The organism is Halobacterium salinarum DSM 3754, from assembly GCF_008124605.1.
Lineage (GTDB): Archaea > Halobacteriota > Halobacteria > Halobacteriales > Halobacteriaceae > Halobacterium > Halobacterium salinarum.
This window is the reverse complement of sequence record NZ_VRYN01000002.1, coordinates 108,283-121,228: the sequence shown is the minus strand read 5'-3', so window position 1 is coordinate 121,228 and position 12,946 is coordinate 108,283. Positions and strand designations below refer to the sequence as shown.

Here is a 12,946-nt window from a genome sequence, read left to right as displayed (position 1 = left end):
TTGAGTGCCCGGGCTAGATCTCTCGGTATGGACTCGGTACTGGTTGCCGACGACGTGGCCAAGTCGTACGGCGACGCCGCCGCTCTTCGTGGCGTATCGTTGTCCGTCTCCGAGGGGGAGGTGTTCGCCCTCGTCGGCCCGAACGGTGCGGGGAAGACCACACTCGTGCGGTGCCTGACCGGCACGACGACGCCCGACGGCGGGCGCGTCGAACTGCTCGGTGAGCCACCCCAGGACGCGCAGAAACAGCGCCTGGGGCTGCTCCCGCAGTCGTTTTCGCCACCGGACCGCCTGACCGCCGCCGAGCTCGTCGGGTATTACGCGGGGCTGTACGCCGACAGCCGCGCCCCCGACGCCGTGCTCGAATCGGTCGGCCTCGACCCCGACGACGCGACCCGGTACGGTGATCTCTCCGGCGGACAGCGCCGCCGAGCCTGCGTCGCCGCCGCGCTGGTGAACGACCCGGACGTGTTGTTCCTGGACGAACCCACGACGGGCGTCGACCCGGCGGGCCGACACGCCCTCTGGTCGGTGTTCGAGGGGCTCGCGGCCGACGGCACGACGATCGTGTTGACGACCCACGACATGGCCGAGGCGAGCGCGCTCGCGGACCGCGTCGGCCTGCTCGCCGACGGCGACATCGCCGCCACCGGAACCCCCGCGGACCTCGTGGCGGCGCACGCCGGCAGCCCGCGGCTGGTCGTCGACACCGACGCCGACCCAGAGCTTGCCGGCTTCGATTGCACGCGCACCGATGCGGGGCTCGTCTTCGAGGGCGTCGACCCCACCGCAGTGGGCGAGATCGCCGCCGCGCTCGACGACGCGGACGTGGCCTTCGACGCGCTGTCGTGGCGCGAGCCCAGCCTGGAGGACGCCTACCTGGCGCTCGCCGGTGACGCCGAGCGCGGGGAGGTGGTGCAATGAGCGCGGCGGGCCGCGTGCGAGCGGAAGCCACAGGCGCGATGCGGACGTTCCTCCGGCGCCGCACGGCGGTGTTTTTCACCTTCTTCTTCCCGGTGGTGTTGATCGTGATCTTCGCCGGCCTGGTGCGCACACAGGGCGGCAGCAGCGCGGGGCTGTTCTCGCAGCCCACGGGGTATTACCTGCCCGCGTACCTCGCAACCGTGGTGTTGTTCACGCCGCTGTCGCGCGTCGGCAGTGAGGTGGCGCGGTACCGCGCGGACAACCGCTTCGAGAAGCTCGCCACCACACCCCTGTCGCGGGCCGAGTGGCTGGCCGCGCACGCGCTGGTGAACGTGGTGTTGATCGTGCTCGCGGCGGCGGTGTTGGTCGTCGCGTTGCTGTTGACGGGCGCGAACTTCACGGTGTCGCCGTGGCTGGCGTTCTTCGTGCCGGCGGCGTCGGTGCTGTTCTGCGGGATCGGCGCCATCCTCGGGAGCCTTGCCGACGGCCAGGACGGCGCGATCGCGGCCAGCAACGGCATCGCGTTGCCGCTGTTGTTCCTCTCGGAGACGTTCGTGCAGCCGGCGCTGTTCCCGGCGTGGTTCCGGCCGCTGTTGAACGCGTCGCCGCTCGTGTACTTCGCGCGCGGCGTGCGCGCGGCGACGTTCACCGGCGGCGACGGGGTCGTGTTCAACGCCGGCGTGGTGTTGGTGCTGGCCGTCGTCGCGTTCGGGGTGGGAGCCGCCCTGATCCCGTGGACGGAGTGAGGCGGTCACGCCCCGTCCGTGGCTCGCATGCGGGCGGCGGCGAACGCCGTGGCGGCGATGGCCACGCCGAGGACCGCGATCCCGGCGGCGACGACGGTCCCGGCCCACAACAGGAGTGCAAGCAACGGTATCGACGCCAACACCGGGGTGCCGGAGACGACGGTGGCGAGGCCACCCAGGCAGAGGGCACCGCCACCGGCAACCACGGCCGTTCGTGTTGACGTTGCGGTGACGTGTGCGAGCCGCGGCGGCGTGTCCGTCGTGGCGTCCTGTGGCGGCGGTGAATGCCCCAGCAGCGCCTGCGTGCCACGCGCGCCGTCGTCGGGGGCGTCCGTCAACGGGGACAGCGTCGTCCCCCAACAGCGCTCGCAGGGTGGCTCGGGTGTCCGTTGGACCGCGCCGCAGTCCTCACACCGCCAGCGGTCCGTGTCGTCGGCGGCCGGCTCCGTCGCGGGTTCGGTCGCCGTCTCGTCGCTGCGTGACATCGGGTGGACGTGTGGTGTTATCTGGGCACCCAGGCGTAGACGTGGTTCAGCATGACGTACGTCACGACGCCGAGGAACAGCGACAGCGACCACGCGGTGGCGGCGATGCGGCCGAACGTCGCGTGCCTGGTGCGCTTGAGCTCGGCGGGCGAATGCGTCAGCCCCAGGACGATCGCGTACAGCACGACTGGCACCGAGACGACCGACAGCAGGATGTGTACCGCCAGCATCAGGAGGTACGCGCCCTTGACGACGCCCGCGAACTGCCCGAGGAACATCCCCTGGGTGATGACGATGGATTTCTCGAAGCCACCGCCGACCTTCCAGAGGTACAACACGAGGAACACGCAGATGAGCGTGAACGCGGTGAGCATCGCCGCGCGGTGTTTGCGGACCGCGCCGCGCTTGATGAACGCGACGCCGGCCAGCAGGCTGGTGAGCGCGAGCGTGTTCACGACTGCGATGAGGTCCGCGAACAGCAACACCGTCGGATCATCGAGGGGCGGGAACAACGCAACGACGTCGGTGAATGCGCCGGCGACGAGCGCGTACCCGAGCACGGACAACACGATGGTGACCCGTCCCGGGTTGGCTTTCGCGTAGCTGGCGGCGCGGACAGATACCATACGCCGTGGTTAGTGGGGGAGTGGCAACCCGTTTTCGCTTCACGCCGCCACCGCCGCGGTGTGTGCGGAACTATCATACAAGTCCGTTAGAGTGAAGCCGGCCTGCGATGATGGTTCCGCCATGAGTGAGGACTCCACACGGAACGTCCGGTGTCTCGTGGCCAAAGTCGGACTCGACGGCCACGACCGTGGGGCGCACGTGATCACGCGTGCGTTCCGCGACGCCGGCTTCGAGGTGATTTATTCGGGGCTGCATAAGGCACCCGACGAGATCGTGCAGGCCGCCGTCCAGGAGGACGTCGACGTGCTCGGGATCTCGATCCTCTCGGGGGCGCACAACACCCTCGTGCCCAAGATCATCGAGGGGTTGGCCGAGTACGACGCCGCCGAGGACACGCTCGTCATCGTCGGCGGCATCATCCCCGACGAGGACCGCGCGGACCTCGAAGCCGCGGGCGTGGACGCCATTTTCGGCCCGGGGACGCCGATGGCGGACACGATCTCGTTCATCGAATCCAACGCCCCACACCGTGACTGAGATGCCGGCCAATCAGCCCGACCTCGTTGCGGATCTGCTCGCGGGCAAACACAGAGCGCTCGCCCGCGCCATCACCAAAATCGAGGACCGGAACGACGGCTACCGCGACATCGTCTCGGCGCTGTACCCACACACGGGACAGGCCGACGTGATCGGGATCACCGGCAGTCCCGGCTCGGGGAAATCAACGCTCGTGGACAAGCTGGCCAGCCAGTACCGCGAGCGCGGCCTGACCGTCGGCGTCATCGCCGTGGATCCGTCCTCGCCGTTCACCGGCGGAGCCGTGCTCGGCGACCGCATCCGCATGGCGTCCACCGCGACGGACATGGACGTGTTCTTCCGGTCGATGTCCGCCCGCGGCAGCCTCGGGGGGTTGTCGACGGCGACCGCGGACGCGGTGAAAGCCCTGGACGCGTTCGGCAAGGACAAGGTCATCATCGAGACCGTGGGTGCCGGCCAGAACGAGGTCGACATCGTCAAGACCGCCGACACCGTCGCGGTGCTCGTGCCGCCGTCATCGGGCGACGACGTGCAGATGCTGAAAGCCGGCATCCTCGAAATCGGCGACGTGTTCGTCGTGAACAAGGCCGACCTCGACGGCGCGAACAAGACGGTCACCGAACTCCGGAACATGCTGGATCTCCGCGACCCCGACGACGACACCGATTGGAGCCCGGAGATCACGGAGACGGTCGCCGAACGCGGGACCGGCGTCACCGACCTGCTCGACGTGTTCGACGCCCACACCACCTGGCTGGACGAATCCGGCCGCCGCACCGAGAAGCGCCGCACGCGGTACGCCGAGGAGCTCCGAACGCTGCTGCGGGCGGACGCAAACGAGGTGCTTGAGGCCGAGCTCGCCGACCGCGGTGGGGTCGACGAGCTGGTCGCGCGCATCGACAGCGGCGCGACCACGCCCTACGAGGTCGCCGCCGACGTGCTCGACCCGATCCGGGACGCGCTGCGCGAGGACTGACCGCGCACCGGCGCGGCGACACAACGGCTAAACCACTGGCCCTCATCGCCCTCACGTATGACACTCCGCAGACTGCTGGCTGGCGTGGCCGGGGGCACCGCCGCCACGGCCGCAGCCAACCGGCTGGTGCGCGCCGACGAGCAGCCCCCCGACCCGCTTCCCGGCACCCGGACGACCACGCGCTGGCGCGGCTTCGACGTGTCGTACACCACGGCCGGCGATCCCGACGACCCCGATCTCGTGCTTCTACACGGCGTTCACGCGGCGGCGTCCAGTCGCGCGTTCGCCGGTGTCGTCGACACTCTCGCGGAGGACTACCACGTGCTGGCCCCCGACCTCCCCGGGTTCGGCCACACCGACCGGCCGTCGATCGCGTACACAAGCGCGCTCTACGAGGCGTTCGTCGCGTCGTTCATCGGCGACGTCGCCGACGATCCGGCCGTGGTCGCGTCCTCGTTGACCGGCGCGTGGGCCGCGATGGCGGCCGCTGACACGTCCGTGTCCGCGCTCGCGCTGGTGTGTCCGATCGCCGACACCGGGCAGCGACGCCCGGCCGTGCGCCGCCTGCTCCGCACGCCGGTGGTCGGCACCGCCGTGTTCAACGCGCTCGTCAGCCGCCGCGGCCTCCGGTGTTTCACCAACCGCCACGCGTTCTACCAGTCCGCAAACGTCCCCGCCGGACTGCTCGACTACCAACACCGGACCAGCCACCAGCCGAACGCACGGCTGGCACCGGCGTCGTTCGCGGGCGGCATGCTCGACCCGGCAGTCGATCTCGTGGACGCAGTCCAGTCGGTGCCGGCCCCGGTCACCCTCGTCTGGGGGCGGGAGGCACGCATCACGCCGCTTGCGGACGGCCGCGCGCTCGCGGACGCCGCCGACGTGCGGCTGACCGTCCTCGACGACGCGGGCGCGGTGCCACACGTCGAACACCCGGCGTCGTTTTGCGACGCGCTCGGCGCGGCGCTACCGCAACTCGAACACCACTAGCCGGTCGCCGGTCGTCGCCGACTCGCCGACCGTCGCCGCCACCTCGTCGCCGATCTCGACCGTTCCCGGCTCCGCCCGCACCTGGCCAGTCAGCCGCACCGCGCCGAACGACGCCACCGCAAGCACGTACGGCGCGTCGTCGGCGAACGCCGGCGTCGCCACGTGCAGCGTGGAACACGAGTCGATCGTGCCCGTCTCCGGCAGCGCCGTCTCGGTCAGCTCCCGGGCCCCGCAGTGCGGACACGCGTGCCGCGGCGGCAGGCTCCCGTGGCCGTCCGGACACGCCAGATAGTACCCCTCGTCGGCGGCCAGCGCGTCGATGGCGTCGTCGTAGCCGTCGTCCCGAACGCGGTCGCTCATGCCGCATCCGCCTCCGTGTCCGCGACCGTCTCAAGCACGTGCACGACGGCGCTGGCGACCGTGCCCCCGGCGTTGTGCGCGACCGCGGTCTGTGCGTCCGCGACGTGCTCGCTGTTGACGTGGTCGCCGCGCAGCAGCCTGGTGAGCTCCGCGACCTGGCTGGTGCCGGTCGCGCCGACCGGATGGCCCTTGGCTTTCAGGCCCCCCGAGAGGTTCACCGGCAGCCGCCCGTCTTTGGTCGTGACACCCTCGCGCGCGGCAGTGATGCCGGCTCCGGGGTCGAAAAAGCCCAGCGACTCCGTCGCCATCACTTCCGCGATGGTGAAACAGTCGTGTACTTCCGCCACGTCCACGTCGTCGGCGGACACCCCTGCGTCCGCGTAGGCTTCGGTGGCGGCGTCGGTCGCGGCCGGCGAGGTCGCCATGTTCTGGCGGTCCTGGAGCGCCATCTTGTCCCCGCCCTGGCCGGTGCCGGTCACCGCGACCGGTGCGCTGACGTCGTGCGTGTCGGCGTACGACTCGCTCACGAGCACGAGCGCGCTCGCGCCGTCGGTGACGGGGCACGCGTCGTACAGATGCAGTGGTTCCGCGACCGGCGGCGACTCCAGGGCGTCCGCGACGGTGATCGCCTGCTGGTACTGCGCGCGGTCGTTGTCCACCGCGTTGGCGTGGTTTTTGACGGCGATGTGCGCGAGGTCCTCCCGGCTGCCGCCGAACTGCTCGAAGTACGACGCCGCCATCAGGGCGTACGCGCCGGGGAACGTCATGCCCGCGCGCACCTCGTACAAGCCGTCGGCCGCGATCGCCAGCGCGTCCGTCGATTCGGCGGTTTCGAGGTTGTTCATGCGCTCGGCGCCGCCGACAACCACCACGTCAGCCTCGCCGTTGCGAACGTCACGGACGGCGCGCCGGAGCGCGACGCCGCTCGACGCGCACGCCGACTCGTACCGGGTTGCGGGCACGTCGAGGCCCAGCGCCTCCGCGACCAGCGGCCCCTGGTGGCCCTGGTGCTCGCTCAACTCCCCCATGAAGTTGCCGTAGTGCACGGCGGCCACGTCTTCGCGGGCGACGCCGGCGTCGTCCAGCGCCGCCAGCCCGGCTTCCGCGAACAGGTCGCGGCTCGTCCGCTCGGGATGCACACCGAAGTGGGTCAACCCCACGCCAGCTACGCGCGCGTCTGTCATGCACGACCGTACTCCGAGCGGGTTCAAAAACAGTCCGAAACCTACATCCCCATGTCCGCCGCGCCCGCCGGCACGGGGAGGTCGTGTTTCCCGACGCCGAGGCGCTCGGCGGCGTGATCCAGCGCCATGTCGAACCCGTAGTAGCGTTCGAGCTCGTCGCCGTCCGGCGACGACCGCACTTTCAGCATCGCATACCCCTCGACGTTCTGCGCGATGGCCGCGGTGGTGCCGCGCTCGACGGTGAACGCCAGCACGCGCTCGGCGTCGGTCTCGTAGTACTGCGCGGTGATGCCGTCGGCCTCGGCGGTCGCAGCGGGGTCGTCGGTCATACGCCCACGTACGGACGCCGCCGGCAAAAACGAGGTGGGTTCGGGCTATTCGAGGAGCTCGTTCGCGATCGTGTTCCGGAGGATCTCCGACGTTCCCTCGTAGATCTCGTTGAGCTTCGCGTCCCGGTAGTACCGCTCCGCGTCGAAGTCCTTGGTGTAGCCGTAGCCGCCGTGGATCTGGATGCCCTCGTTGGCGACCTCCCGGGAGATCTCCGAGGCGTACAGCTTCGCCTGTGCGGCCTCCTTGATGAACGACTCCCCGCGGATCTTCAGGTCCGCGGCCTTGTGCATCAGCAGCTCCGCGGCCTGGAGTTTGGTGTCCATGTCCGCCAGCTTGTGCTGGATGGTCTGGAAGTCGCTGATCGCCTGCCCGAACTGGTCGCGGTCCTGTGCGTACTCCCGGGCGTCGTCGAGCGCCGCGCGAGCCAGGCCCACCGACCGCGCCGCGATCGTGATGCGGCCGCCGTTCAGCGTCTCCAGGGCGTGTTTGAACCCGTCGCCCTCCTCGCCGAGCAGGCGGTCGGCGGGTACCCGCATGTCGTCGAACCGGAGCTCCGCCGTGGGGCAGCCCTTGTCGCCGAGTTTGTCCTCGGTGCCCGCCACGATGAAGCCGTCGTCCTCGGCGGGCCGCACGATGAACGACGAGATGCCGCGGTGGCCGGCGTCGGGGTCGGTCTTCGCGAACACCGTCACCGTGTCCGCGACGCTGCCGTTGGAGATCCAGAGCTTCTCCCCGGAGATGACGTACGCGTCGCCGTCGCGCTGTGCGGTGGTCTCCATGGCCGGCACGTCGGAGCCCGCGCCGGCCTCCGAGAGCGCGAACGCGCCGATGTCGTCGCCGCGACTGAGCGGCGCGAGGTAGTCGTGTTTCTGGTCGTCGCTGCCGTACTCGTAGACCATGTTCCCCGCGAGGCTCGTGTGCGCGGCCACGACCGTCCCCAGCCCGCCGCTGCCGCGCGCGATCTCCGACAGCGCGGTGGCGTACGTGTGGTAGTCGAGGCCGGCGCCGTCGTACTCCTCGGGGAACGGCATCCCCATCAGTCCCAGATCGCTCATCTCCGCGACCAGGTCGGCGGGGAACTCGTCGGCCTTATCGATGGTAGCGGCCCGTGGTTTGACCTCTTCGTCGACGAACTCCGCGACCATCTCCGCGATCTGGTCGTGTTCGGCGGAGCGCGTGAAATCCATGTGGTATGCTTTGTCGGTCTGCCCTTTACTGTTGGCATCCCGGAACCCCATCGCGGGGCGCGATGATCGCAGTGGGCGACGGGTCGACGCCCCAACCTCTTTTGTATTCCCCCACCCTAGCCCGACCACGAGTGATGGACGGCCGTCAGTCCCACCAGCCGACCGCGTCGGACCGCGAGTGGTGCCACAGCGCGGTACAGGACGTTTCACGTACGTTTGCGCTCACCATCGACGCCCTCGAAGAGCCGATGGCGACGCGCATCTGCGTTGGCTACCTCCTGTGCCGGGTTGCCGACACCGTCGAGGACGCCACCGCGATGCCGCCCACCGAACAAGCACAGCTCTTGGAGACGTATGACGCCGCGCTCGATCCCGACTGCGGGACGACCGTCGCGGAGTTCCAGGCCGCCGTCGGCGACCACGTCCCCAGCGAGCCGAACGCCGATTGGCGCGTCGTCGCCAACACCACCCGCGTCGTCTCCGCGTTCGAGTCCCTGGACGACGCCGCCAAGGCCGCGATCCGGCCGACGGTCCGGGAGATGGCCACCGGGATGGCGTCGTTCGTACAGCGGTACGCCGACGCCGGCGGGCTCCGCATCCAATCACCAACCGAGCTCGAAGAGTACTGCTGGTACGTCGCCGGCACCGTCGGCGAACTCGTCACGGAGCTGCTGGCCCGCGACGCGCCCAGCGACGCCGCCGCCGCCATGCGCGAGAACGCGCGGTCGTTCGCGTTGCTGTTGCAGCTCGTGAACGTCGCCAAAGACGTCCGCCCGGACTACGAGGAGGAGAACAACGTCTACCTGCCACAGGAGTGGCTCGACGACCACGACCTCGCCCCGGAAGACGTCGCCGACCCCGAACACGCGGGCCGCGTGGCCTCCGTCGTCGAGCGCGTCACCGACCGCGCCCGCGGCTACGTCGCCGACGCCCAGCGCTGGCTTGAGGTCATGCCGACCAGCCAGGGCAACACGCTCGCCGCGTGGGCGGTGCCGTTCCTGCTTGCGGTCGGCACGATGCGGGAGCTCGGGAACCGGCCCGCCGACGTCGTCCGCGAGGGGGACGTGAAAGTCGACCGCGAGGAAGTGCACGCCGTCATCGGCCTGGTCGCCGACGATTTCGACCGCAGCGCCATCGACAGCGTGCGCGAACGGATCGCGACCGAGTCGCTGTCCTGACCCGCGGCGCTGTCTGAGTGCCCGACTCAGTCGTACGTGTAGAAGCCCGCACCGGTCTTCTTCCCGAGGTCGCCGGCGTCGACCTTTCGCTGCAGCAGGTACGCGGGCTTGTACCGGTCGCCGAGCTCCTCGTGGAGTGTTTCGCTGGCGTCCAGGCAGACGTCGAGGCCGATGTGGTCGGCGAGCTCCAGGGGTCCCATGGGGACGTTGGTGCCGAGTTTCATTCCGGTGTCGATGTCGTCCTTGCTGGCCACTCCTTCGTCGAACGCCCGGACGCCCTCGTTGATCCACGGCATCAGGATGCGGTTGGTGACGAAGCCGGGTTTGTCGTCGGACTCCCAGGTCTCCTTGTCGAGGTCCTCGGCGAGGGCGTGGGCGAACGCCACCACGTCGGCGTCGGTTTTCTCGCCGACGACGACCTCGACGCCGGTCATGATCGGGACCGGGTTCATGAAGTGCAGGCCAACGACGCGGGACGCCCGATCGGTGACCGACGCGATGGTGGTGATCGACAGCGTGGACGTGTTCGTCGCCAACACCACGTCCTCGGGCAGGGCGTCGTCGAGGTCGCGGAAGATGTCCTGCTTGATCTCCATGTCCTCGACGGCGGCCTCGATGACGACGTCGCAGTCGGCGAGCTCCGCGAGGTCGGTCGTGCCCGTGATGCGGTCGACGATGGCGTCGGCGTCGGCCTCGCTCAGGTCGTCGTTCGAGACGAAGCGGTCGAGCGAGGATTCGATGCTGTCGAAGCCGGCGTCGACGTACTCCTGTTCGATGTCGCGCATCACGACCGTGTAGCCGGCGGTCGCCGCGACTTGCGCGATTCCGGCGCCCATGGTGCCCGCGCCAACAACGCCGATCGTCTCCGTGTCTGCGAGTGATCGCATGGGCGGTGGTGGGTGCGGCCGGAACCTAAGCGTGCCGGAAACGTGGAAACACTCAAGCAGCTTCAGTTGCACCTTCGATGCAACTGTGTCCGCTCCTGACTTGCGGGCGCGCCTCCGCGAGCTTCGGTTCGTCGGGCCGTCGACAGCCGACGCGCTGGCGGCCGCGGACGTGGTGCCAGCGGACATCACCGGGAAACGCGTTTCGCACGCACAGCTCGTCGAGTACGGCGTCAATCCGGGTGTGGCGGCGCGGATCCGCCGCGAGCACTCCCTGCAGTGGTCGTTCGAGGGCGGCGCGGACCTCGATCAGCGGGCCGAGCAGGTCCGCGGGTTGCAGGACGACGAACGCCAGTGGGTCGCCGCGAGCTACGGCGTGGACGCCGAGGCCGACGGGAGCGGGGACGCGGCGGCCGCGGAGTCGGACTGGCAGGCGGCCGCGGTCGCCGGTGGCGGGGGTGGTTCGCCCCCCGAGCAGACCGACACGTCGGACGCCGCGGACGAGGAAGCGGCGTGGCGCGAGGGGTCGTGGCCCACCGGCGACGCGGACGACGCCGCCGAGCGCGGGGAGGCGGCGTGGCAGGAGGCGTCAGCGCCGACGCCGGTGACAGCGCTTCGGGCCGTCGACGACGACGCGGCGGCGCTGCTGGCGAGCGCCGGGATCACCTCCGTGCGCAGCCTGGCGACCGCCCACGTCGACCAGGTCGCGGACTCCCTGGGCGTGTCGAGTGATCGCGTGCGCGCGCTCCGGGACGCCGCCCGCGACCGCCTCTAAACGTTCACTCAGAACAGAGTTAAAACGCCGTACGGGGCGGCTGCCGGCGGGCGCACAGAGGGTTAGACTCTTAACGCTCTCAATCGGAGTGTGTCGTGATGCGACCCTTCGAGGACTCACCGATCTCCCGCGACGGCAAGGTACTGATTCTGGCGTACGACCACGGCCTCGAACACGGTCCGGTCGACTTCGAGGCAGTGCCAGCCACCAAAGACCCCGAAGCCGTCTGGGATGTCGCGACCCACGACGCCGTCTCCGCGATGGCCGCCCAGAAGGGCATCGCCGAAGCCTACTACCCCTCCTACAGCGACGACGTGAACCTCCTGGCGAAGCTCAACGGCACCTCGAACCTCTGGATGGGCGAGCCCGACTCCGCCGTGAACTGGACGGTCGACTACGCCGCCGACGTCGGCGCGGACGCCGTCGGGTTCACGCTGTACGGCGGCTCCAACAGCGAAGTCGAGATGGCCGAGGAGTTCCGGGACGCCCAGGAAGCCGCCCGCGACCACGACCTCCCCGTGGTGATGTGGTCGTACCCCCGCGGCCAGGGCCTCAAAAACGACAAGAACCCGGACACCATCGCGTACGCCGCCCGCCAGGCCCTGGAGTTGGGCGCCGACATCGCGAAGGTCAAATACCCCGGCAGCACCGACGCGATGTCCCACGCTGTCGACATGGCCGGCCCGACCAACGTCGTGATGTCGGGGGGCTCCAAGACCAGCGACCGCGACTTCCTCGAATCCGTGAAGGGCGCAATCGACGCCGGCGCGTCCGGGCTCGCGGTCGGCCGGAACGTCTGGCAGCGCGAGCACCCCGCGGCGTTCCTCGACGGCCTGGAAGCCGTCGTCTACGAGGAAGCCAGCGTCGACGAGGCGCTCGGACGCATCTGATGGCCGACGTCATCGACGCCGTCTTCGATGCGATCGCGGACGCCGCCCCCGAGGTCCGCGCGGGGCTGCCCGACCACCGCGCGACCCGTGACGACCAGAACGCCTCCGGAGACACCCAACTGGAGGCCGACGTGTGGGCCGACGACCTGCTGTTCGACCGCACCGAGTCCATCGAGGGCGTGAACTGGTACGCCAGCGAGGAGCGCGACGCCGTCGTCACGGTGGGCGACGCCGAAGGCGGGTACGCCGTCGCACTCGACCCCCTTGACGGCTCCTCGAACGTGAAATCCAACAACCCCTGTGGCACCGTCGTCGGCATCTACGACCAGCCGCTGCCCGCGCCCGGCTCCAGCCTCGTCGCCGCCGGGTTCGTCCTCTACGGACCCACGACCACCATGGTCGTCGCGCGCGACGACACCGTCCGGGAGTCACTCGTCTCCGAGACGGGGGCCACAACCGACCTCGGCCCCGTCGAGTTGCCGGCCGACCCCACCGTCTACGGGTTCGGCGGCCGGGTCCCCGACTGGACGCCGGCGTTCGAGTCGTTCGTCCGGGACGTCGAAGACGACCTGAAGCTGCGCTACGGCGGCGCGATGATCGCCGACGTGAACCAGGTGCTGGTCTACGGCGGCGTGTTCGGCTACCCCGGCATGGAGTCCGCGCCCGACGGAAAGCTCCGCGCGCAGTTCGAGGCACTGCCGATCGCGTACATCGTCGAAACAGCCGGCGGCGCGTCCTCGGATGGCACCCAGTCGCTGCTGGACGTGGCACCGACACGCCTCCACGAGCGCACGCCCACGTTCGTCGGCACCGACGACGTGATCGCGGCCCTCGACGCGGCGCTTCCCGACCACACGAATTAACCGCCATCGG

The 12,946-nt window shown here is 69.8% G+C and carries 16 protein-coding genes; 9 read left to right on the top strand and 7 right to left on the bottom strand.

Annotated elements, in window-relative coordinates; all coding sequences use genetic code 11:
- The first annotated feature begins 27 nt into the window (after nt 1-27).
- Nucleotides 28-924, top strand: a complete 897-nt coding sequence (locus APQ99_RS05680; protein ID WP_010902458.1) for an ABC transporter ATP-binding protein — start codon at nt 28-30, stop codon at nt 922-924.
- Nucleotides 921-1,670, top strand: a complete 750-nt coding sequence (locus APQ99_RS05675) for an ABC transporter permease (protein ID WP_010902459.1) — start codon at nt 921-923, stop codon at nt 1,668-1,670. Before APQ99_RS05680 ends, APQ99_RS05675 begins: the two co-directional genes overlap by 4 nt.
- A 5-nt stretch (nt 1,671-1,675) precedes the next feature.
- On the opposite strand, the gene APQ99_RS05670 is transcribed toward APQ99_RS05675, so the two are convergent.
- Both APQ99_RS05670 and APQ99_RS05665 read right to left on the bottom strand, forming a co-directional pair.
- Nucleotides 1,676-2,155 carry a hypothetical protein gene (locus APQ99_RS05670; RefSeq protein ID WP_010902460.1) on the bottom strand — a complete coding sequence of 160 codons (480 nt, stop codon included), beginning with the start codon at nt 2,153-2,155 and terminating at the stop codon, nt 1,676-1,678.
- Between the two features lie 17 nt (nt 2,156-2,172).
- Nucleotides 2,173-2,781: a DUF420 domain-containing protein gene (locus tag APQ99_RS05665; RefSeq protein WP_010902461.1), complete on the bottom strand. Its 609-nt coding sequence runs from the start codon at nt 2,779-2,781 to the stop codon at nt 2,173-2,175.
- A gap of 121 nt (nt 2,782-2,902) precedes the next feature.
- On the opposite strand from APQ99_RS05665, the gene APQ99_RS05660 reads away from it, so the two are divergent.
- From APQ99_RS05660 to APQ99_RS05650, 3 genes are read left to right on the top strand one after another with little or no spacing between them, the layout of a single operon-like run.
- Entirely contained in the window at nt 2,903-3,319 is a 417-nt protein-coding gene (locus tag APQ99_RS05660; RefSeq protein ID WP_010902462.1) for a cobalamin B12-binding domain-containing protein, read from the top strand.
- Nucleotide 3,320: 1 nt separating this feature from the next.
- On the top strand, nt 3,321-4,295 hold the full coding sequence (meaB, locus tag APQ99_RS05655; protein ID WP_010902463.1) for a methylmalonyl Co-A mutase-associated GTPase MeaB: 975 nt from the start codon (nt 3,321-3,323) through the stop codon (nt 4,293-4,295).
- Between the two features lie 57 nt (nt 4,296-4,352).
- Nucleotides 4,353-5,285 carry an alpha/beta fold hydrolase gene (locus APQ99_RS05650; RefSeq protein WP_010902464.1) on the top strand — a complete coding sequence of 311 codons (933 nt, stop codon included), beginning with the start codon at nt 4,353-4,355 and terminating at the stop codon, nt 5,283-5,285.
- Here the strand turns inward: APQ99_RS05650 and APQ99_RS05645 are convergent.
- Genes APQ99_RS05645 through APQ99_RS05630 form a run of 4 tightly spaced genes read right to left on the bottom strand, consistent with a single transcriptional unit; the run spans nt 5,262 to nt 8,346 of the window.
- On the bottom strand, nt 5,262-5,645 hold the full coding sequence (locus APQ99_RS05645; protein ID WP_010902465.1) for a Zn-ribbon domain-containing OB-fold protein: 384 nt from the start codon (nt 5,643-5,645) through the stop codon (nt 5,262-5,264). The genes APQ99_RS05650 and APQ99_RS05645 overlap by 24 nt on opposite strands.
- A complete protein-coding gene (locus APQ99_RS05640) occupies nt 5,642-6,829 on the bottom strand; it encodes a thiolase domain-containing protein (protein WP_010902466.1) in 1,188 nt (395 codons plus the stop codon). The genes APQ99_RS05645 and APQ99_RS05640 overlap by 4 nt, the downstream gene beginning before the upstream one ends.
- A 41-nt stretch (nt 6,830-6,870) precedes the next feature.
- Nucleotides 6,871-7,158, bottom strand: coding sequence for a DUF7111 family protein (locus APQ99_RS05635; RefSeq protein ID WP_010902467.1), 288 nt, complete (start codon nt 7,156-7,158; stop codon nt 6,871-6,873).
- Between the two features lie 45 nt (nt 7,159-7,203).
- Nucleotides 7,204-8,346: an acyl-CoA dehydrogenase gene (locus APQ99_RS05630; RefSeq protein ID WP_012289209.1), complete on the bottom strand. Its 1,143-nt coding sequence runs from the start codon at nt 8,344-8,346 to the stop codon at nt 7,204-7,206.
- 134 nt (nt 8,347-8,480) lie between these two features.
- Between APQ99_RS05630 and APQ99_RS05625 the strand changes: the two genes are divergently transcribed.
- Nucleotides 8,481-9,524, top strand: a complete 1,044-nt coding sequence (locus tag APQ99_RS05625; protein WP_012289210.1) for a phytoene/squalene synthase family protein — start codon at nt 8,481-8,483, stop codon at nt 9,522-9,524.
- 26 nt (nt 9,525-9,550) lie between these two features.
- On the opposite strand, the gene APQ99_RS05620 is transcribed toward APQ99_RS05625, so the two are convergent.
- Nucleotides 9,551-10,411, bottom strand: coding sequence for a 3-hydroxyacyl-CoA dehydrogenase family protein (locus APQ99_RS05620; RefSeq protein ID WP_010902470.1), 861 nt, complete (start codon nt 10,409-10,411; stop codon nt 9,551-9,553).
- An 85-nt stretch (nt 10,412-10,496) separates the two neighbouring features.
- Between APQ99_RS05620 and APQ99_RS05615 the strand changes: the two genes are divergently transcribed.
- The 3 genes from APQ99_RS05615 to APQ99_RS05605 all read left to right on the top strand — a co-directional run bounded on the left by APQ99_RS05615 (nt 10,497) and on the right by APQ99_RS05605 (nt 12,936).
- On the top strand, nt 10,497-11,183 hold the full coding sequence (locus tag APQ99_RS05615) for a DUF7409 domain-containing protein (RefSeq protein WP_136361096.1): 687 nt from the start codon (nt 10,497-10,499) through the stop codon (nt 11,181-11,183).
- 98 nt (nt 11,184-11,281) lie between these two features.
- Nucleotides 11,282-12,073, top strand: coding sequence for a class I fructose-bisphosphate aldolase (gene fba1 / locus APQ99_RS05610; RefSeq protein WP_010902472.1), 792 nt, complete (start codon nt 11,282-11,284; stop codon nt 12,071-12,073).
- The gene (locus APQ99_RS05605) at nt 12,073-12,936 is read left to right on the top strand and encodes a class 1 fructose-bisphosphatase (protein ID WP_010902473.1); all 864 of its coding nucleotides are present in this window, start codon (nt 12,073-12,075) and stop codon (nt 12,934-12,936) included. Before fba1 ends, APQ99_RS05605 begins: the two co-directional genes overlap by 1 nt.
- The last annotated feature ends 10 nt before the right edge of the window (nt 12,937-12,946 follow it).